Source organism: Paracoccus actinidiae (genome assembly GCF_030863885.1).
Lineage (GTDB): Bacteria > Pseudomonadota > Alphaproteobacteria > Rhodobacterales > Rhodobacteraceae > Paracoccus > Paracoccus everestensis.
Genome location: NZ_CP132956.1, coordinates 4,366,777 through 4,384,872, shown reverse-complemented (window position 1 = coordinate 4,384,872; position 18,096 = coordinate 4,366,777). Strand labels below are relative to the sequence as shown.

The window sequence follows — 18,096 nt, the reverse complement described above, 5'->3', positions numbered from 1 at the left end:
TTTTTCGGATCCTCTCTCCGGTGCTTTTGGAACACCGAGTAATCGGGCATCACGTCATCATCTTGGACCCGCGTCCGTGCTCAGAGATACGAAGGTGTCCATGTACTTAGCTGTGGCAGGAGACCCGTCGAGTCAGTCACTAAATGCGACGGCCCAGGCTGGCTTCTCTGCTGTTGGTCCATGGACCAACTTCTAGCAGTAGCATTCAGATCTTCACCATACTGGTGAAAGCCTGATGCACGTGACACTGACTTGTACAAAAGGACCCCTGAGTGATACGGATTCCGGAGTTCCTCGCAGTCCCTGCCGCGAAGCAGGGGTCCCATGGTTGCGTTACCAACAAACTAGGCCGAACAGTTAGGTTGTTCTACTGTGGAACTCCTCACAGCCACACTGTCGGTCGTGGAACAACTCCACTGTTCGGCCGGCGAACTTCTCCCGCATAGTAGCCACCCAACGTGCTGGCTTGATCATTCACTTGCTGCAACGACCTGTAGCATGCCCTTCGAGACATCAGGTCCTCTTCAAAGTACGTACCTGCTTGAGTTCATAGACCTGTCTTAAGGTGCAGTGCTGTGAAATTTTGACAGGGCGGATTCAGGCACATCACCAGGGAGCGGCAATCGTTAGAGAGTGCGCTGCGCGTTGTTGGTCCATGGACCAACTTCCAGGGACAGCGTCGCTCTTCCCTGCCTCAAAAGAGGCATACATATTCGTATGATATAATGAAACGGTCGTTTGAAGATCATTTCGAAGTAGGTCTGTTCCCGGTCGAGACAGCCAAGGATGCAGCGCTTCCTCGCACTGCTGCTGTTTGCAGGGCTCCAAGCCTTTGTAGCCTTATCGCACATTACACGCGCCAGCCGGGACGTTCTTCGGATGGCAGCGCTGCGTTCAGCGCTGCCTGGGTAAACCGCATCATATTGGTACGCAGCGGATGTATTGAACGGAGGACCTGCATCTTTGATCGTGAGGAGGGCAGGGCAGGGGGGTAAGTGGGGCAAATTCCCGGGCAGTGTGGCCCAGACACGTTGCTTGGCAACTGTTTCACGTAGCAGGGGCTACGACTGGCCAGTCGTATGTAGATCGGTTGCCCTGAAATCTGCCCCAGTTACTAAGCGGGGCAGATTTCCGGGCATGCTCGTTGCGCCTGTGGCAGATGTCTGATTCAACACGGCATGAGCCCGCTTTCGGACAATGGATCTGAGACGCTGCCGCCCGACGCCTTGCGCCGGCTCGTTGTCGATCTGTCGCAGCGGCTTGGAGCACTTGAGGCGCAGGTGGCCGAGCTGCGGGACGAGCTCTAAAAGACCGAAATGGCTCGTGCTACCCTGCAGGCCGAGAACCAGGACTTGCGCGATGAGATTGCCCGGCTGAAGAACCTGCCGCCGCGGCCTCCGTTCAAAACCCTCCGGCATGGACAAGATCACAGGACAGGAGGTTTGTAAAATCGGCGGTCGTGCGGTGATGCAGGCGCTGATCGCGGCGAGCATGATCGGCGATTTTCGCGCGCCCCCGGCGTGTTGCGCTTCGGCTTTGCGCCGCTTTACTAGGGCGTGTTGACGTTTGAGGATTTCCAAACTGATCGCTGGCTGATTCAAGGCTGCCAAATGGGAGGCAACCTTGATCCGCACGACCTTGACCGACACACAGTGGGCACTTATCGCTCCACACGAACCTACGATCAACTATGGGCTGCGGTCGGCCAGGTCTGCGATCTGTTCTCCGACGAGGAATGCTACAACTACTTCAAAGCCGCAGGTTATGAGGCCGATTGAGTGCAACAGGCTCTAGGGCATTGAGCTTGCGCGCCGTGACCAGCCACTTTTCCAGCTTGTCGGCAAAGTATTCCGTGCCAAGCGCGTTCCAGGCTTCGTCAATGACGATGATCGTGGGGTGGCGGTCTTGCAGCTTTCGCTCAAGACGCTGGAAGATGTAGCCCAGGATCGCGGTGCGCTCCTTCTCGTTGTCGGAGTCGAGAACCGCCGTCATGTCAAAGCCCATGACATTCTGGTCGAGCGCGAAGTTGTCGGCATCATTGCCGCCGAATACCCACCCGTAGCGGCCCCCCGGCGCCCATTCTCTGACCCGCTGTTCCAGATCCCCATTGTCATCGAGGTGACGGAAGAGCGACGGAAAGCCGTCGAAGTTGCGCAGATGATCCGGGGCCGTCGCGGTTTGCACGACCGCATCATGAAGCTGCTGGGTCTGGACCGGCGACAGGGGGCGGTCGGTGCGGTTGAGAAGTGCGGTCAGCCATTCGCTGAGCCACGCCTGACCGGCCATGTCGGTTTCCGCATAAAGCGGGTTCAGCCCTGTGAGCCGGTGCGGCGAGATCGTGGTGTAGCTGCCGCCCAGGGCTTCGATCTGAACCTCAAGGCCGCGCAGGTAGTCGAAGGCGAAAACCCTCGCACCCACCCGCTGCGCCTGCGTCATCAGAAACGAGATCAGCACCGACTTGCCGCCGCTGGACGGCCCGAAGATCACGGTATGACCGGCCAGCGGTTCCTTGTCCGCCTCGCCTGCCGGATGGAAGGAGAACAGATAGCCGCTCTTTTCCGGGGTGGGGAACACCGTCAGGGGCGTGCCCCAGGGCAGAACGTCGCCTGTCAGGCCGGTCGGAGTGCGGTGCAGCGCCGCCATGCCTGCAAAGACGTGGTTGCTGATAAGGCCGGTGCGCGCCCGATAGGTCGCATTGCCCGGCCATTGGGCGAAATAATGGCCCTGACCGGCAAAGGCTTCGGTGATGATCCTGGTGCCGGTTTCCTGCGCGATCTGGCGCACATCAGCCGCAGCCCGCGCGAGGGTCGCCTCGCTCTTGGCATAGATGGCAACCGTCATGTGATGGGAGCCAAGGGTTTCCAGACCCGAGGCCACCTTGTTGCGACCTTCGCGCAGCATCTGCTGATCGGTTTCCGCCGCATCGCCCGAGCCGCGCCGCTGTTCGAGATTGCGGCGGATCAATTCGCTGGCCCGGTCATCGCTGATCGGCACGAAGGAATTGGTAATCACCATGTCGATAGGCAGGTTCAGTTCATCGAACATGCCGGGGAAGGTGCCGGTCGGATAGTTCTTGATCGTGAACACATGGCCCACGCGGTTGGGGACCACGCCGCCAGTCACATGCACCCGCGTTCCCCGGAAGGTGGCGCGATAGTTGCAGACGCTGCGGGCAAGGACGCCCAGGTCATTGCTTGGAAAGGCTGGAAGCTCGATGCCGGTGCCGATGCCTTCGAGAAAGCCCACCAGCTCGCCGGAGGCCCCGGTCAGGACGCGCGCCTTGAGGTGCGCGAGGGTGGCGAGAACCACGCCCACCGTTTCATCGAGGTCAGTCTGCCGTTCGGCCTTGTTGGCGATAAAGGCTTGCAGCACATCGGTCTTGCGCTTGTGCGAGAAGATTTCCTCGAGCTTGTCGCCCGCCGAGAGACTGCCAAAGAGGCCAGTGGGGCGGTTGATGATGCTGATGGTCAGGGTCTTGTCACGCAGCGTGCGGTCTGCCACAACCTGCGTCCAGGCCGCATCGACCTCTTGGGCAAACCCGCCAGCTTCGACAGGGGCGAGGGTCGCCTTGAAGGGGCGGCTGATCTTGTGGACATAGACCGAATACCGCTCGCCATGCTGTGCCAGGAGTTCGGCCACGGTTTCTTTCAACAAGGCAATGTCGCGGTCGCTTGCTGTCATCGAGTTGAGGCCATCGACGCGAACGCACTGGATCAGTTCAGCCCCGCGCGTCAGGATCGTCTTGTCATCGGCCTGCAAGGACACGAAGGGCAGGAACGCCTCGAATTGCGTCTCGTCCTTCAGGGCGCGCGGGAACACCGCCTTGCCATGCCGGGAGTTGAACAGCCGCTTGAAGCCTGCCGCCATCGGCTTTTTGTCGTTACGGCTCATAAGAGTCTCCGCCCCACACTTTGCGGTTTTTGGAAGGCCCGAAGTTCCTGAGCGTCCTGGTGATGACGTCGAAGAAGTTCGGGTCCCATTTAGCCAGCCCGTAGAGGGCTGGATAAAAGACGGTGATTGATGCCAAGGCCCAAAAGCTTTCCGCCCACATGAAGCCCAGCAGCACCGTCACAAGAAGGATGACGGCGGAGGTCAGAGGCAGGCCGAACAGCTTGGCCGGGCGAAGAAGGCCTCGATAGACCGTATCTTTTTCCACCGTCATGACCTCTTCATGCGCCCCAGAGGGAGTTCACGATGGTGGCGGCCGAACCGACGAACACGATGGCGACAAGCACATAGATCGCCGTGCGCATTTCGATGTAGCCCATGAACCAGCCGATAAAGACGCAGACGAGCGCCAGCGTGGCGATGGTCTTGCCCAGGGTGCCTGTCAGCGCCGTGACGATGCTGTTCAGGAAGGTCTGGATCGGATTGAGATTGATTGCCTGCGCCGCAGCCGGTTCGCTCCACGCGAGGATGAAAGCGAGAGCAATCAGCATCACCAGCAAGACCTTTGCCCAGGTGTCCAGCACGCGCGGTGCGGCATGAACCCCTTGGGCGCAGGCAATAGAAGATCGTGCCGGCCAAACGGCCTGCATTGCAAAGGTCATGATGTGGGACTCCTATTCTGCGGTTGCTAAAGTCAGCTTTTGAAACACGGACATCACCTTGCGGACGTGACCTTGTGTTTCCGGGTACGGGGGGATGCCCCCGTATTGTTCGACAGCGCCGGGGCCTGCATTGTAGCCCGCAAGCGCGAGTTCCTTGGATCCGAAGCGACCAAGCAGCATCAGCATGTAGCGTGCCGAGCCATCGAGGTTCTGGTGGATGTCATGGGGATTGACGCCAAGCTTGGCCGCTGTGGCGGGCATGAGCTGGCCCAGGCCAATCGCGCCCACCGAACTGACGGCGCTCGGACGATAGGCGCTTTCAATCTCGATGTTCGCCCGAAAGAAAGACAGCCATTCCGTGACGGTCAGGCCCGCCGCGCGAAGGGAGGGATGACCGGCATAGCGCATCCCGATCTCATCAATCGCGGCCAGAACTTCCGGTTTTGGAATGATGCGCGGCGTTCTGACGGGGGTCAGGTGCATCACTTGTTCGGCCGGAATGTCCGGTTCTTCGGACAGGAGGGGAACACCCCTAGGTCCGAAGTGGCGCGCGAAGGAAGAGTTTGACCGCTGCGCCTCTGATGCGCGGCGTTCTGACGGGGGTCAGGTGCATCACTTGTTCGGCCGGAATGTCCGGTTCTTCGGACAGGAGGGGAACACCCCTAGGTCCGAAGTGGCGCGCGAAGGAAGAGTTTGACCGCTGCGCCTCGAAGCTGCCGGACGAGTGGTTCAGAACAAGAACAAGCCCGTTTTCCGCCGTCGCTTCGGTTGCCGGCCACGCTATGATCATGGCGCAGATAGCCGGGCGTACCTGTCTCGAGATCAGGGTCCTGACATACCCCGGAAAAAGATGGCGTGCACCAAGACCCGAGACTGGGCAGGGCAGCTTTTTGCTGCCTTTATTCTGCATTGTTAACCAACGCTTCGTTTGACCGGTCGCTATTTGTCTGCTGGTAGTGCTCGAGATACCGGCTGATCTCTTCGTTGAGCTGCTGCTTTGTGGCATCGAGGCATTGGGTGTATGCCTGTGCATCGTTCATGTAGCGGCTAAGCTCTTCCCCCATCGTCAGACCGAGGGCGTGCAGGCTCGCCTCATCGAGCAGAGGGCGAGGGGGATAAATACACTGACCAGGCACCTGCTGAACCGGCGCAGGTTGAGCACTCAAGGCAAGGGGCAGCGTTCCCCCCAGGATAAGGGAGGCGAGGCACATCAGGTTTGATGCTAAAATCTGAGGAAGGCCAAAACTCCTTGCGACACGCCTGCTATGTGCTGAGGGGCTGTGTTGCGCGCATGCCCTGTTCCATAGGAACGCTGGGCACCTTGACGCCCAGGTCGTACAGAAAGCCAACAAGGCCATTGAGCGTCTTGAAGGTTCGCATCTGCATATCCCTGCGCGCCGTAACAAGCGTCCGTTCGTAGTGACCATCCGGAGAAACGATCCGGATGCCCCACTGGCCGAAGTAATTTGCGTGCTTTTTCTCGGCAGAGCCCACGCAGAACACCTGTAACTGCCATCCTGAAGCGACGAGCTTCCTGCAACCTTCTTCGCTGACCACATTCGGTGCTTCTTCGTAGTTAATCGGGTCCGTCACCGCAGCTGGCCTCTCACAAGAATAGCCTAGCAGCGATACTGCAAGGCAGATACGATATTGCAATCTTACGATCAAGCTGTAATATTGACTGCAGCAGCCTTAAGAACTGCGGCGCAAAGTTAAACGCGCATGAGAAAAATGCCAAGGAACTCTGTTCCTTGGCATGTCGTCCGAATGCGTGCTGAGATTGCTAGATTGTCACAGCGCGTCAGGTGGGGGACATCTCCATTGCTAGGGGCGCACGTACGGGACAGGCGAAGGCCAGGAACTTGCCATCCTTGTTCTCAACCACATTGCCTAACTTCTCTGGGGTCCAGCCTAGCCGCTCAGCCATCCGCAGGAAGGCAGGCGGCCCCAGGAACAAGCAGCCTCTCGCTCCCATCTCGAATAGGTAGTCGTTCGCCGCCTCGAGGATCTTCTCGGCCAATCCTTTGATAGGCAGGGCGACTAGACGTGTCAGTTCCCAATCATCCGGCGACAGCGGGGGCGTCTCAGTGCAGAGCTGTTGTGGCATTCCCGGCAAAAGGCCCAAATGGGCGTCGCGGATCATGTATTCATACATACTGTGACCGCAGGCCTGACGCTTGTCCGTTCGCTTCACGCGTGCACCGCCAACTACCTCGCCGTTCCTGTGAGCAACGACATAGGTCGTGTCGAACGTGTCATACTGATCGAACTCAATGCCTTCTGTCTGGCCAAGCGTCCAGGACATGCGGTCAATGAAGATTTCCTTGCGCAGCCGTAAGTAGTCACGCACCAGATGGTACCGGGTGATCTGGGAGGGAAGTTCCACGACCTCGATGGTGATGGGGTGTTCCTCTGACACAGCTAGGCGCTCCTACTGTTTCAACAGGCCAGCCGGCATCCGGGCTAAGCCAATGAACTGCGGCGGCAGGCCGGGGACCGGATTTGGCACCCACAACCCATGTTCGCGAACCTCCACCGTCAAAACGCCATCATCGTCAGAGTAGGTTTCGAAATATTGAAGGATGGTTTCAACCATGTCCTTGCTGAACTCGGCATCAGCAAGCTTCTTGTTCTTGAGTGCTGTGATCATTGTTGTTCCCCAGCTATAGACGCCTCACTAAACGCATCACAACAGGGTATGTCTTGCACAAAATTGCAAAAGTGCCTTTTCAGTATATCTTAAAAGACACATCTACTGAGGCCATCCAGGAGGAACCGCATGCTGCATGATCTGATCCCCAGCTTTGACAAGGAGATTGCAGCTCTGCACGACATGGCGCCGAGCGGGTTCATTATGGGGTTCAACCTCACCTACCAAGGACCAGAGCACCTCTACAACGCCTATCCAGAGGCGTGGCGGGATATCTACCAGGAGCGCAACTACTTCTTCTCGGACCCGATTGCCCGGTGGACAATTGAGCAAGAAGGCTGGATTCGATGGTCAGCGGTGAAGAAGTCGGCACTCGACATGCCGTTCATGCATGCGGCCCAGCAATTTGGTCTGAACTACGGCGTTGCGATTTCTCGAAAGACCGACCTCAAGCGATCTTTCCTGACGTTGGCCCATCCATCTAAAGAGTTCACAGACGAACAGATCATTAAGGTTGTGACCAAGTTTAATACTTGGACCGACCTTGTGCTGAACCGAGCATCATTGACTGCCGGAGAACTCGATGTTCTGGCAGGCCTCAGGGATGGTCTGGGTCAACGCGCCGTTGCCGAAAGGCTTGGCATCGCCGAGGCTACCGTCACCCAACGCGCCCAGAAGGCATGCTCAAAGCTCGGTGCCAAGTCGAGAACCCAGGCTGTCGCGATCGCCGTTGCCAGAAACTACATCTAGCCGGAGAGGGTGGATTTCCGCCACTTCGCAGCAAAGTAGCCCTTGAATATATCTCATAAGCTACATTCTGACTTTTATGCTTTTAGTTGGTTAACGAAGGGTTAACGCTGGCGGGACTTAGAGCGTCTAACAAAACCCTTGTTCATGCGTTGAAGGACCATGAGCAAGCCCCTTGTACCTAATGATTTGTGGGAGGCCATTGCGCCGCTTCTGCCAAGGGAGCGGCCGAAGCCGAAGGGACATCCATGGTGAGGCGCGGCATCCTGATAAACTGCGGTTTTTGGCGTAGGAACCATAAAACTACAGTTCTTCAACTGGTTAAGCCAGCCTCACCAACCCCTCACGAATAATCCGGGCTAACTTACAGTGCTGGGTTCAACCTGGCAGAGTATCGCGCCAGAATCCTTGGAACGTTCAGTCGGAAATTGTGACAGGTAGAAATGACCTTCACTCCAGCCACTTCAGAGGAGCGACACCGATCCTGTCCTCGATCTCAAGCGCTTTTACCCAGCAACGAAAACCTCATGCTCAGCGGCAGCCTTCCGGCCATGGTTATTTCCGTTCTGCCAGGCTGTGTCCAGACACTGGAAGTGCCGGGTGAGGGCAGAGGAGTACCGCGCGAAATCCGTTGCACTCAGCCGGCATACTCCCAAGCGTCCGCATCGCTGACCTGCACCCAAGACTCTCCGGAAGGCACATAGAGCAGTGCTTGCACCACGGCGGTACCAGATTACAGGGCCAAGGCCACTGGTCGACAAGAGCAAGGTGGATCATCCCGACGCTTGGTCATGCCGGGGGCGCTCGCTCAGCCCGATCAGGCTGCCCATGAGGTTCATGGCCTGTGCCCCGCATTCCATAATACCCGATAGAAGTAGGGTGGCTTGTAGAACCCGTTTACAATCATTGCGACCTGGCAAAGTTGATTTGTCGCCTTTGTCCTAATGCCGGACGCGGCCGCCGTGTCACACCAATGTCAGTTAGCGAGCAGCGGGGTCGGGGAAGGTCACGGCCCGGCGGTACAGGTGCCAGGTCGCGTGACCCAGGATCGGCAGCACCACGATCAGCCCGGCAAAGAGCGGGATCATCCCCAGCACCAGCAAACCGGCCACGACAAGCCCCCAGGCGGCGGTGGCGTCGGGATTTGCCCTGGCCACGGCCCATGAAGTCGCAAGCGCCAGCGGGACACCCACCGGCCGGTCGATCAGCATCGGAAAGGACACCATGCCGATGCACAGGACCAGGGCCGCGAACGAGAAGCCCGTCGCGGTCCCCAGGACCAGCATCTGTCGCCCCGGACCGGTGGTCAGGCAATCGCGCAGCAGGGCCGGCAGGCTGTCATAGGTCTGCGGCCCCAGCGTCGCGGCCCAGATGGCATGGGCCGCACCCAGCCACAGCACGAAGACCACCAGCAGCAGAAGACCCAGCATCAGCACCGGTCCCAGGACCCGCCCGCTCAGCGCCGAAAGGGCCGCGCCCCAGTCGGCGGGCAGGCCCGCCTCGCGGCGGCGGCTCATCTCGTAAAGGCCAACGGCCGCGACTGGGCCGATCAGCGGAAAGCCCGCGACCAGCGGGAACAGCAGGTGGACCTGTCCGGCGTTCAGCACCCAGATCCCCAAGATGAAGCCGATCACCGGATAGAGGACCACCAGGAAGATCACGTCGGAGCGCAGTGCGGCAAAGTCGCGCGCGCCGTCCCGAAGGGCCGCGCGAAGATCGGCAAGGCCGATCCGGTTGACCTGCGGTTGGGTCGTCTGGTGGCTGCCGATCCCGTCGATGGCATGGCCCAGGCCCCGGCCCATTCCGGCCAGCCTTTGCGCGCTCCAACTCAGCGGGTTCCCAATCGTCTTGTCGGGCATGACTGCATCCTCCTGTGCAGGGGGTCGGCCTGACCGATGCATCCGCCGGAGAGCCCGGCATCCGCCCTGTCCTTGGGCCGATCCGTCCTCGAACCGCCAGCATAGCGGATCCGGGTGATTCCCGCACGCCATCATTGTGCCGCGCGACCTGTCAGCCTTCCGGATGCAAGCCCAATGCGCGGGTTTCCTCGCGGATCCGAATGCGCAGGACCAGGGCGTTCAGGATCGTGAAGACCAGGGCCACGGGCCAGAGGCCCAGGACCATCGGCGCCACGGCGATCTCGGCGATGACCACGAGGTAGTTGGGGTGCGAGAACCAGCGATACGGGCCGCGCGCGACCAGCGGCTCATCCAGGACGATGATGCGCGTGGTCCAACGAGGCCCAAGGCTCATCAGCACCCAGGCTCGCAGGACTTGCAGGACCGCAAAGGCGGCAAGCCAACCCAGGTGAACCGGGTTCGACCAGCCGAAGGCCGCGATGGCCAGAAGCCAGGCCGCGTGCATCGCCACGATCAGCGGGTAATGCGCGGCGCCGTGCTCGACCGCGCCCCGCGCCAGAAGGCGGCGGGTGTTGCGCCGGGCAAGGACCAGCTCCGCCCCGCGCTGCAGCAGCAGAAAGGCGATGAGGGCCAGGGCGGGCAGGTGGGGGTCCATGCTCAGGCCACCGCGATCGGCAAGACCGAGAGCGTGAAGCCCGGTCCAAGCGCCATCGCCATCAGCTTTGGCGGCGGGTCGGTGCGCAGCACGGCGGCCAGGACGAACAGCACGGTCGGCGCGGACATGTTGCCGTGATCGGCCAGCACCCGGCGTTCGACGTCCAGCGTCCCCGGCGCCAGATCCAGTGTGGCCTCCAACGCGGTGATGACCTTCGCGCCGCCCGGATGGCAGACATAACGGTCCACGTCGAGGTCAGGGGCCATGTTGTCCAGGGCCGCGCGCAGTTCCGCCTCGGCAAACTCGGGGATCGAGCGGTCGAAGATCACGCCGAGGCCGGTTTCCTCGACCGTCCAGCCCATGATGCCCAGCGTGTCGGGCCACATGTGCTGCAAGCCCCGTCCGATGCGGGGCCGCCCGCCATCGGAGGCCACCCCTGAGCGCAAGACGACCGCGGCCGCCCCATCGCCGAACAGGGCGGTGGCGATGATGTCGGCCTTGGCCAGCCGGTCAAGCCGGAACAGGAGCGTGCAGGTCTCGACCGCGACCAGCAGCACGACGGCGCGGGGACGCGCCGCCGCCAGCTCGGCCGCGACCGACAGGCCCGACACGCCCCCCGCGCAGCCCAGGCCGAAGACGGGAACCCGCATCACGTCGGGACGAAAGCCCATGTCGCGGGCGACCATTGCCTCGAGGGTCGGGGTTACGATGCCGGTCGAGCAGACGGTGACGATCACGTCCACCTGGTCCGCGCGCAGGCCCGCCTGTTCCAGGGCCGCGCCCGCCGCCTGGCGGAACAGCGCCGCAGCCCCCTCGGCAAAGGCCGCCGTCCGGTCCACCCAGCCATGGGGCTGGCGGAACCAGTCGATCGGCACGACCGAATGGCGCCTCGCGATGCCCGCGTTGCGGAAGGCGGGGGCCAAGCGATCGAACTGCGCAAAGCGCGATTGCAGCAGCACGCGGGATTCGCGCAGGATGTCGTCCTGGTCCAGCACATGCGGTGGGACTGCCGTGGCGATCGACAAAAGCCGCGGGCGCGCGTCGCAACCGGGATCTTGGATCATGATCGGCTGTTCCTGCTCTTCGGGTTGCTTCGCGGACCCGCCGGGGCCAAGAGACGGCCCCAACTTGGACCTGTTTGGAACCAAACGCGCAAGGGGCTGGAAAGGCTGCGTCCTGGGGAGATGGACATTAGCGAAACCCTGATCGGGCAGACGATGCGGACAGTTGCGCAATCTGGAGTTGATAGGGGATCAGGTCTGGCCTTTACAGGCACGTGAAGTTCCGACCGCCGATCCGCCCACGGCCGATCATCACCAGCCGTATCTCAAGACACGCAGCACCGGTTCGACGGGAACCGAGTCCGGAGACATCCATGGGCGCTCCATTCCGGTAAGCGATCCGCCCAATTTCCGCACCTGAGGAAATAAAGGAGCGCAGCGACGTCGCGCCGTGTCTGGCTTCCTGTGCAGACCGGAAGGACGAGGGCTCATCTCCTCGACCCCCTCGAGCCATAGGGCGGCCCGCGTCCAGCTTGCAGATATTCGCGTAAAGAAGCTCGTTGGCCCTGGCAATCTCTCCCATCTTCGACTTCAGCCGCGCGATCTTGTCGTCACCTACACCATCAACGGCCGCCTGTAGACGCTGCTGCCCGGGCCGGATGAAACGCAGCTCGACATTGTATCACTGCAGGAACTGAAGCCATCGCCAGGGCAACCGAGATTGCCAAGGCGGCAGGCTTTTCCTCGCTCGACGACATGCTGGCCGCTCGGCCCGCCAAGCGAAAGACCAAGCCGAAATACCGCCATCCAGATAATCCCGACCTGACCTGGAACTGTCGGGGTCGCAAACCCGCCTGTATTGCAGAGGCTCTGGAAACCGGAAAGTCGCTTTAGGATTTCGCGATCTGATCGCTGCAATCCTTCCAGGGTATGCGTCATTCGCCCCCGGTAAAATCCTTCGACAAACTGAACACAGCCGCTTCCCATCTGCGGTGCTCACTGCAGCTTCATCAAGATCGTTCCAAAAGGGTCCATCATGGCCACGGGCACCGTCACGTGATTCAACTCGACCAAAGGCTTCGGCTTCATTCAGCCGGACAATGGCGGGCAAGATGCCGGCTTGCAATCTGCAGGCAGAATAACGCGGGGGTGCTGTCCTTGATCGCCGTCGCACCGCTTGGGTCGAGGATGCACCGCATGCAAGTTCAGGCATGTTTCGTGGCCTTTTTTCATAATGTCTCAGCCTTGCGAGCCAATCGGGGGAGCGCAGGAAGGACCGAGACTGTAGCAACGCCCGTGAAGCACCGTCTTCGCCACTTGCGGTTCACAGGACGAGTTGCCTGACGAGCCCCAGATCGAATATTCTGCAGGCGTCAGCGGCACCGGCCCCGCCTATCCGTCTTCGCCACTTGCGGTTCACAGGACGAGTTGCCTGACGAGCGCCAGATCGAATATTCTGCAGGCGTCAGCGGCACCGGCCCCGCCTATCTTGCGCTTCTGGCCGATGCGCTGCGCAAGCACGCCATCGCCAACGGGATCGCCCCTGAAATCGCCAGGAATGCCGTCAACGCCATGCTGATCGGCACAGGCCGCCTGGTCGAGGCGCAGGGGCGCTGTCCTTCGGATATCGTCGGCGACTTCCTGGCCTACCAAGGCATGACCACTGCGGCGTTGGAAAGCATGATGGATGCGGGGCTCGACCGGATTGTCAGCGATGGTGTGGAGGCCGCGCTAAAAAGGCACGAGAACTCTAACAGGGTGTCCGCAACTCCGTAACGCCATTATCTTGGCGATTTGCTACGAATATAATGGCGTGAGCTGCGATCGCGACTGAGAGGCAGGGTTCGCTGCACCTGCCTAAGTGTTTTGCGACAGTGCTGCCCGGAAATCTGCCCCGGTTACGGGCGGACCAAAGCCCGGCTTATATGAACTGGCAACCACGTTGCCGGATTGGTATCCACGGCACCGATCAAGAACACGGGTGGTGCATGACCGAAGCATCTTGTGAGCAGATCAGCGACCGGGTTCCGCAGCCCTGACCGGCCTTCGCGCCGGTCTTCCCGTGATGCTGGGCTATTTTCCCGTGGCCTTCGCCTTTGGCGCCTCGGCCGCGGCCGTCGGCATCTCCACCGGGCAGGCGGCGGGCATCTCCGCCATCATGTATTCGGGAGCGAACCAGGCCTTTTTGCTGAGCGCGATCACAATGGGGATGCTGATGGCGCTGATCGTGCTGATCGGCGTCGCCCTGAGCCTAAGGCATGTCCTTTACGGCCTTGTCCTGCGCCGCCCCATCGGTGGCGGGCCAAGCGCCCTGCCCTTCTTCGGCTATGGCCTGACGGACGAGGTCTTTGCGACCGCGCTGAGCCGGACGGCGAACGGGACGCGTCCATCGGGGGCCTGGCTTGGGGTCTTGCTGCATGGTCAAGCTGGATCACCGGCACGCTGGCGGGGGGACTGGCCGGGGGTGCCTTGCGAGCTGCGAATGCGGGGCTGGCGGATGCCCTGGAATTTGCGCTGCCCGCGCTGTTTCTGGGCTTGGTCTGGGTTTCCATCAGCCGCCGAATGCTGGCGCTGATGCTGCTGGCTGGGGGCTGGCCGCTTCCTGCATTCTGCTGGGAGTGCCGCAACTGGCAATACCCGAAGGCGCCCTGGCGGCACTGCTTGCGGGGTGGCGGACATGACGCCCGTCCTGTGGCTGGCCGTAGCGCTGATCGGTGCCGCAACCCTGATCGCGCGATTGCTGCCACTTTTATGGCGCGGACAGGCTGCGGACCAGGCACGCTCTCCGGCCTGTCTCGACGCGCTTGGGCCCTGTCTGCTGACCGCCATGGGCGTGGCCGTGCTGCTGCCCGAGGGAATCGTGGCTTTGAAAACGGGACAGGTGCTTGCCTTCCTTGGCAGCGTCGCGGTTGCGCGGCGGCCATGGCCCTGCGCCGCGATCCGGGATGGCGGCAATTGCAGGCGTGGCCGGATGGTGGCTGGCGAGCGTGCTTTAGGAGCAGGGGCGCCAGATCGGCAACAGCCCGCCTCATGTCATCGACATTCTCGAAGAAGAGGCCCAGCGGCGTTACGACGAAGGCAGACAAGGAGTGCTGTCGGCTTGCGGAAAGTAGCACCGAGATGGGCTCTCGATGCCGGAACTGATCGCCCTGTTCAGAGTGCAGCCATGAAAAGAGGGATCCTGACCAACCCCCGAGAGCGCCACTGGGTGGTAGACGACCTTCCCCTGTCTGGACTTGCCTGGGGCCCGGTGGACGGAACGCCCGTGCTGGCGCTGCATGGCTGGATGGACCATGCCGGCAGCTGGCCTGCAGCAGCCGCGCTATCACGCGGCGTTCGTCCAGCGTCAGGTTGGTGAAAGGGCGCCGCATCACATCCTCCTGAAGTGCTTCAGGAAGCTGTCAGGCGATGCATTCCGGAATGAACGTCCATCGTAACCCGTCGCCATCGGCACTTCGTCGTTGTGCCAGAAGTTGCGCCGGTTCTCGCGATGGATGGTGGAGCGATGTGGGCCGAGTTTGACGGCAATCTGCGCCACGCTGATCTTGCGCTGCAGCATGGCCGCGACAATGCGACGCTCAGGAAGGGTCAGGTGCGATGCCAAGGGAGGTTCCTCGAACTGCAAAGCTAGCAAATCATGGCTTGTCGCATCTCAAAATAGAACCCACCCTCTAACTGCAGGAAAATTCGATAGGTTTATTGTGACACATTTGGAGTTCCGGCGGTTTTCCAGCGAAATTGCACTTCCTCGATATCGGTCCGCACCGAGATGTCGCAAATCAGCGAGAAAGCGTCGTCTTTGTTTGACGCCATTTGGTGAGGCTGCTATGCGCGCCGGACCGTCTATAGCAGCAGGACAACCGGCGCATGACCATGTGGGTCACGTTCCTCAAGCCAATGCATCCGGAAGGTTACCGGTTCGTGACGGTCTTCGCCCTCGTCACGCTCGGGCTGTTCCTGCTCTGGGCGCCGCTGGGCCGGCTTGGCGTGGGTCTGACGGTCTGGTACTATTACTTCTTTTCGCGATCCGCGCCGGGCCGTCCTGCAAGCCGAGGGATTGATCGTCAGCCCGGCGGACGGTGTTGTCTCGCTGATCGAGGCAGCAGTGCCGCCTGCCGAGCTGGGTATGGCTCCGGTACCGCTGACGCGGGTGATCGTGTTCATGTCGGTCTTCAATTGCCACGTGAACCGCGCAGCCGTGGCCGGACGCGTGCTGTCCGTGGCCTACAGGCCCGGTCGGTTCTTCAATGCCTCGCTCGACAAGACCAGCGAGCATAACGAACGCAACGGGCTCTGCCTGGAACTGGCCGATGGCCGGCAACTGGCCGTGGTCCAGATCGCCGGCCTCGTGGCCCGGCGCATCCTGTGCTGGACCACGACCGGCCAGAGCCTGCGAACGGGCGAGCACTTCGGCCTAATCCGTTTCGGCTCGCGGCTCGCGGCTCGATGTCTACCTGCCCCCGGGCGTGGCCCTCCTTGGTCGCCATCGGACAAACGATGGTTGCGGGCGAAACCGTGATCGCGGACCTGGGCCGCGTCGGGCCCGCCCGTCCTGCTCGGGCCGACTGACCATGAACGGGCATCCGGATCGCCGCATTCGTCTATCCGTGATGCAGTTGCTGCCGAATGTCCTGACGCTGGCAGCGCTCTGCGCAGGGCCTACGGCTATCCGCTTTGCCGTAGCGGAGGACTTCGGCCGGGCGGCGACCCTGATCCTTCTGGCAGCGGTGCTCGACGGTCTTGATGGACGGCTGGCGCGCAGGCTGCGCAGCGAGAGCGCCATGGGGCCGAACTCGACTCGCAGTGCAATATGGTCAACTTCGGGGTGGCGCCCGCTCTGGTGCTTCATCTGTGGGCCTATGGCAGCGCCGGAGGCTTGGGCTGGTTCGCCGGCCTGGTCTATACGACGGTCTGCGCCCTCCAGCTGGCACGCTTCAACATCAGCAGCCGGGATGCGCTGGCGACGTCGATGCCAAAGACGTCTTTCACCGGCATGCCCTCGCCCGCAGGCGCGATGCTGGCCCTGCTGCCGATCTTCGCGGCCAATCTCCTGCCCGGCGCAGTCCTGCCCGGTCCTGCCTGCGCATTCTGGCTGGTGACCGTCGCGTGCCTGATGATCAGCCGCCTGCCCACGCCGGCGTTCCGGCCGGTCGGGGTTCGGCCCGACCAAGCGCGCCCTCTCTTGCTCGGGGCGGTGGCCCTAGGGGCGGCGCTGCTCACCTATCCCTGGCTGACTCTGGTCCTTATGGACCTTGCCTATCTGCTGCTGCTCTTGCTGGGATGGATCCGGCTTCGGCGGCGGCCTGCGCGAAATGACACGTGAATGGAGCTTCAGGCTGTCGAGAAGTCCTATGCCAGCTGGGCCCCGATCTATGACCGAACCTTTGGCGCCGTGACCCATGTCGGACGCCGCCGGGCCACCGCGCTGCTCAGCGAGCTGGGGGGCTCTGTTCTCGAGGTCGGCGTGGGCACCGGCCTTGCGCTGCGCCACTACAGCCCGCAGGTGAAGGTCACGGGGATCGATTATAGCGCCGAGATGCTGGAGAAGGCGCGGGCAAAGGTGGCCGCCGAAAGGCTTGCGACAGTCGCTGCATTTCACCGGATGGATGCCCGGGACTCGGACTTCCCGGACGAGAGCTTCGATCACGTGGCCGCCATGCACGTGATCTTGGTGGTGCCGGAGCCGAAAAAGGTCATGGGCGAAATCGCCCGGGTGGTGCGGCCCGGGGGTAGCGTGGTCATCGTCAATCACTTTGCCCGCGACAGAGGCGCCGTGGCGGTTGCCGAACGGCTGGCCGCGCCCCTTGCGAACCTGCTGGGCTGGCATTCCGACTTTGACCGATCCCGGGTCTTGGGTGAGGCCAGCCTGAGATTGGCGGATGAAAGCACCTTGCCCCCATTGGGTATGATGACCCTCCTGCGGCTTGTGAAGGCCGGGTGAGGCCGATCCCGATTCTTGGTCTGGTTCACGTCTCGCAGGGGCCCCTGTGGAAGCGGCCCGTCGACGCAACGCGCTGCCCCTGGTCTTGAGCCTGATGATTTACGCCGCCCTGTTTCTAAGCGCCCTTGCCTCGGCGACGCTGCTGCCCGGCTCGTCAGATGCCGCCCTTCTGGCTCTTCTGGCATCCGGGAACGGCGATCCTACGCTCCTGGTGGCGGCGGCAACGGCGGGAAACGTTGCCCGATCGCTTCTCACTTGGGGTCTGGGCCGTTACCTGCTTCACCTGAGCGCGCAACCGTCGTTTCCGGTTCGACCCGCTGACTATACGCGCGCAGCAGGCTGGTTCCGCCGTTACGGCATCTGGCTGCTGCTGTTTTCCTGGTTGCCCGTGGTGGGTCATCCGCTGACCCTGGCGGCCGGCGCCGCGCGTGTCTGGCTGCTGCCGTTTCTTATTCTGGTGTCGCTTGGCAAGGCGGGCAGATACCTGGCCATATTCGCGGCATTCGCGGCATGGAATGGCTGACGTCGCGCCTCGTGGACGACGCGTTTTCGCTGGTACTCTCGATGTCTGCTTATGCCGTTCCGGCGACTGATCGTCAGCGCAGTCCCCGGATCCTATCGCTTACCCAGAGCAGGCTTCTGCGCCGCCTTGCGCACCGCTCGGCTGTTGAGCGACTACCACTGCCATGTTGT

General features: G+C 61.6%; 21 protein-coding genes and 3 pseudogenes. 11 read left to right on the top strand and 13 right to left on the bottom strand.

Annotation, left to right across the window (positions count from 1 at the left end; all coding sequences use genetic code 11):
* Nucleotides 1-1,061 precede the first annotated feature (1,061 nt).
* From Q5701_RS23025 to Q5701_RS21675, 9 genes are all read right to left on the bottom strand, one after another.
* Nucleotides 1,062-1,649: a hypothetical protein gene (locus tag Q5701_RS23025; protein ID WP_373568588.1), complete on the bottom strand. Its 588-nt coding sequence runs from the start codon at nt 1,647-1,649 to the stop codon at nt 1,062-1,064.
* 100 nt (nt 1,650-1,749) lie between these two features.
* On the bottom strand, nt 1,750-3,891 hold the full coding sequence (locus tag Q5701_RS21710) for a VirB4 family type IV secretion/conjugal transfer ATPase (protein WP_306753008.1): 2,142 nt from the start codon (nt 3,889-3,891) through the stop codon (nt 1,750-1,752).
* Entirely contained in the window at nt 3,881-4,162 is a 282-nt protein-coding gene (locus tag Q5701_RS21705; RefSeq protein ID WP_306753007.1) for a VirB3 family type IV secretion system protein, read from the bottom strand. The genes Q5701_RS21710 and Q5701_RS21705 overlap by 11 nt, the downstream gene beginning before the upstream one ends.
* Nucleotides 4,163-4,169: 7 nt before the next feature.
* The gene (locus tag Q5701_RS21700; protein ID WP_306753006.1) at nt 4,170-4,472 is read right to left on the bottom strand and encodes a TrbC/VirB2 family protein; all 303 of its coding nucleotides are present in this window, start codon (nt 4,470-4,472) and stop codon (nt 4,170-4,172) included.
* A 90-nt stretch (nt 4,473-4,562) separates the two neighbouring features.
* Nucleotides 4,563-5,033, bottom strand: a complete 471-nt coding sequence (locus tag Q5701_RS21695) for a lytic transglycosylase domain-containing protein (RefSeq protein ID WP_373568587.1) — start codon at nt 5,031-5,033, stop codon at nt 4,563-4,565.
* Nucleotides 5,034-5,449: 416 nt separating this feature from the next.
* Nucleotides 5,450-5,761, bottom strand: coding sequence for a hypothetical protein (locus Q5701_RS21690; RefSeq protein ID WP_306753005.1), 312 nt, complete (start codon nt 5,759-5,761; stop codon nt 5,450-5,452).
* Between the two features lie 52 nt (nt 5,762-5,813).
* A complete protein-coding gene (locus Q5701_RS21685; protein ID WP_306753004.1) occupies nt 5,814-6,143 on the bottom strand; it encodes a hypothetical protein in 330 nt (109 codons plus the stop codon).
* Nucleotides 6,144-6,351: 208 nt separating this feature from the next.
* Nucleotides 6,352-6,969 carry an acyl-homoserine-lactone synthase gene (locus Q5701_RS21680; protein WP_306753003.1) on the bottom strand — a complete coding sequence of 206 codons (618 nt, stop codon included), beginning with the start codon at nt 6,967-6,969 and terminating at the stop codon, nt 6,352-6,354.
* Nucleotides 6,970-6,981: 12 nt separating this feature from the next.
* The gene (locus tag Q5701_RS21675) at nt 6,982-7,200 is read right to left on the bottom strand and encodes a frataxin family protein (protein WP_306753002.1); all 219 of its coding nucleotides are present in this window, start codon (nt 7,198-7,200) and stop codon (nt 6,982-6,984) included.
* A 129-nt stretch (nt 7,201-7,329) separates the two neighbouring features.
* On the opposite strand from Q5701_RS21675, the gene Q5701_RS21670 reads away from it, so the two are divergent.
* Entirely contained in the window at nt 7,330-7,950 is a 621-nt protein-coding gene (locus Q5701_RS21670) for a helix-turn-helix transcriptional regulator (protein WP_306753001.1), read from the top strand.
* Between the two features lie 977 nt (nt 7,951-8,927).
* Here Q5701_RS21670 and Q5701_RS21665 read toward each other — a convergent pair.
* From Q5701_RS21665 to Q5701_RS21655, 3 genes are all read right to left on the bottom strand, one after another.
* Nucleotides 8,928-9,806, bottom strand: coding sequence for a DUF2189 domain-containing protein (locus tag Q5701_RS21665; RefSeq protein WP_306753000.1), 879 nt, complete (start codon nt 9,804-9,806; stop codon nt 8,928-8,930).
* A 151-nt stretch (nt 9,807-9,957) separates the two neighbouring features.
* On the bottom strand, nt 9,958-10,461 hold the full coding sequence (locus Q5701_RS21660; protein WP_306752999.1) for an isoprenylcysteine carboxyl methyltransferase family protein: 504 nt from the start codon (nt 10,459-10,461) through the stop codon (nt 9,958-9,960).
* Nucleotides 10,462-10,463: 2 nt separating this feature from the next.
* Complete coding sequence (locus Q5701_RS21655) at nt 10,464-11,525, bottom strand: type III polyketide synthase (protein ID WP_306752998.1); 1,062 nt, start codon at nt 11,523-11,525, stop codon at nt 10,464-10,466.
* A 693-nt stretch (nt 11,526-12,218) separates the two neighbouring features.
* Between Q5701_RS21655 and Q5701_RS23020 the strand changes: the two genes are divergently transcribed.
* The 5 genes and pseudogenes from Q5701_RS23020 to Q5701_RS21635 all read left to right on the top strand — a co-directional run bounded on the left by Q5701_RS23020 (nt 12,219) and on the right by Q5701_RS21635 (nt 14,820).
* A complete protein-coding gene (locus Q5701_RS23020) occupies nt 12,219-12,356 on the top strand; it encodes an H-NS family nucleoid-associated regulatory protein (RefSeq protein ID WP_373568586.1) in 138 nt (45 codons plus the stop codon).
* A gap of 142 nt (nt 12,357-12,498) precedes the next feature.
* Nucleotides 12,499-12,576, top strand: a pseudogene (locus tag Q5701_RS21650) (cold-shock protein); the annotation flags it as partial.
* Nucleotides 12,577-12,890: 314 nt separating this feature from the next.
* Entirely contained in the window at nt 12,891-13,238 is a 348-nt protein-coding gene (locus tag Q5701_RS21645) for a pyrroline-5-carboxylate reductase family protein (RefSeq protein WP_306752997.1), read from the top strand.
* 289 nt (nt 13,239-13,527) lie between these two features.
* On the top strand, nt 13,528-14,037 hold the full coding sequence (locus Q5701_RS21640; RefSeq protein ID WP_306752996.1) for an AzlC family ABC transporter permease: 510 nt from the start codon (nt 13,528-13,530) through the stop codon (nt 14,035-14,037).
* Between the two features lie 591 nt (nt 14,038-14,628).
* Entirely contained in the window at nt 14,629-14,820 is a 192-nt protein-coding gene (locus Q5701_RS21635) for an alpha/beta fold hydrolase family protein (protein ID WP_306752995.1), read from the top strand.
* A 12-nt stretch (nt 14,821-14,832) separates the two neighbouring features.
* Here Q5701_RS21635 and Q5701_RS21630 read toward each other — a convergent pair whose 3' ends face one another.
* Complete coding sequence (locus Q5701_RS21630; protein ID WP_306752994.1) at nt 14,833-15,066, bottom strand: helix-turn-helix domain-containing protein; 234 nt, start codon at nt 15,064-15,066, stop codon at nt 14,833-14,835.
* Nucleotides 15,067-15,329: 263 nt separating this feature from the next.
* Between Q5701_RS21630 and Q5701_RS21625 the strand changes: the two are divergent.
* From Q5701_RS21625 to Q5701_RS21605, 5 genes and pseudogenes are all read left to right on the top strand, one after another.
* Nucleotides 15,330-16,031: pseudogene (locus Q5701_RS21625) on the top strand (phosphatidylserine decarboxylase).
* A gap of 2 nt (nt 16,032-16,033) precedes the next feature.
* Nucleotides 16,034-16,189 (top strand): annotated as a pseudogene (locus Q5701_RS21620) (CDP-diacylglycerol--serine O-phosphatidyltransferase); the annotation flags it as partial.
* A gap of 113 nt (nt 16,190-16,302) precedes the next feature.
* Nucleotides 16,303-16,785, top strand: a complete 483-nt coding sequence (locus Q5701_RS21615) for a CDP-alcohol phosphatidyltransferase family protein (protein WP_306752993.1) — start codon at nt 16,303-16,305, stop codon at nt 16,783-16,785.
* Complete coding sequence (locus Q5701_RS21610) at nt 16,786-17,403, top strand: class I SAM-dependent methyltransferase (protein ID WP_306752992.1); 618 nt, start codon at nt 16,786-16,788, stop codon at nt 17,401-17,403. It begins immediately after the preceding gene.
* Between the two features lie 94 nt (nt 17,404-17,497).
* Nucleotides 17,498-17,926 (top strand): YqaA family protein, encoded by a 429-nt coding sequence (locus Q5701_RS21605; protein ID WP_306755467.1) that lies wholly within the window; start codon nt 17,498-17,500, stop codon nt 17,924-17,926.
* Nucleotides 17,927-18,096: the final 170 nt, after the last annotated feature.

Bases quoted from the DNA above. Each gene is read 5' to 3' on its own strand.
- Q5701_RS21660 (WP_306752999.1), bottom strand. From the start codon at position 10,461: ATGGACCCCCACCTGCCCGCCCTGGCCCTCATCGCCTTTCTGCTGCTG.
- Q5701_RS21640 (WP_306752996.1), top strand. From the start codon at position 13,528: ATGCTGGGCTATTTTCCCGTGGCCTTCGCCTTTGGCGCCTCGGCCGCG.
- Q5701_RS21690 (WP_306753005.1), bottom strand. From the start codon at position 5,761: ATGTGCCTCGCCTCCCTTATCCTGGGGGGAACGCTGCCCCTTGCCTTG.
- Q5701_RS21605 (WP_306755467.1), top strand. From the start codon at position 17,498: ATGATTTACGCCGCCCTGTTTCTAAGCGCCCTTGCCTCGGCGACGCTG.
- Q5701_RS23020 (WP_373568586.1), top strand. From the start codon at position 12,219: ATGCTGGCCGCTCGGCCCGCCAAGCGAAAGACCAAGCCGAAATACCGC.
- Q5701_RS21635 (WP_306752995.1), top strand. From the start codon at position 14,629: ATGAAAAGAGGGATCCTGACCAACCCCCGAGAGCGCCACTGGGTGGTA.
- Q5701_RS21670 (WP_306753001.1), top strand. From the start codon at position 7,330: ATGCTGCATGATCTGATCCCCAGCTTTGACAAGGAGATTGCAGCTCTG.
- Q5701_RS21610 (WP_306752992.1), top strand. From the start codon at position 16,786: ATGGAGCTTCAGGCTGTCGAGAAGTCCTATGCCAGCTGGGCCCCGATC.
- Q5701_RS21675 (WP_306753002.1), bottom strand. From the start codon at position 7,200: ATGATCACAGCACTCAAGAACAAGAAGCTTGCTGATGCCGAGTTCAGC.
- Q5701_RS21695 (WP_373568587.1), bottom strand. From the start codon at position 5,033: ATGCACCTGACCCCCGTCAGAACGCCGCGCATCATTCCAAAACCGGAA.
- Q5701_RS21655 (WP_306752998.1), bottom strand. From the start codon at position 11,525: ATGATCCAAGATCCCGGTTGCGACGCGCGCCCGCGGCTTTTGTCGATC.
- Q5701_RS21710 (WP_306753008.1), bottom strand. From the start codon at position 3,891: ATGAGCCGTAACGACAAAAAGCCGATGGCGGCAGGCTTCAAGCGGCTG.
- Q5701_RS21665 (WP_306753000.1), bottom strand. From the start codon at position 9,806: ATGCCCGACAAGACGATTGGGAACCCGCTGAGTTGGAGCGCGCAAAGG.
- Q5701_RS21705 (WP_306753007.1), bottom strand. From the start codon at position 4,162: ATGACGGTGGAAAAAGATACGGTCTATCGAGGCCTTCTTCGCCCGGCC.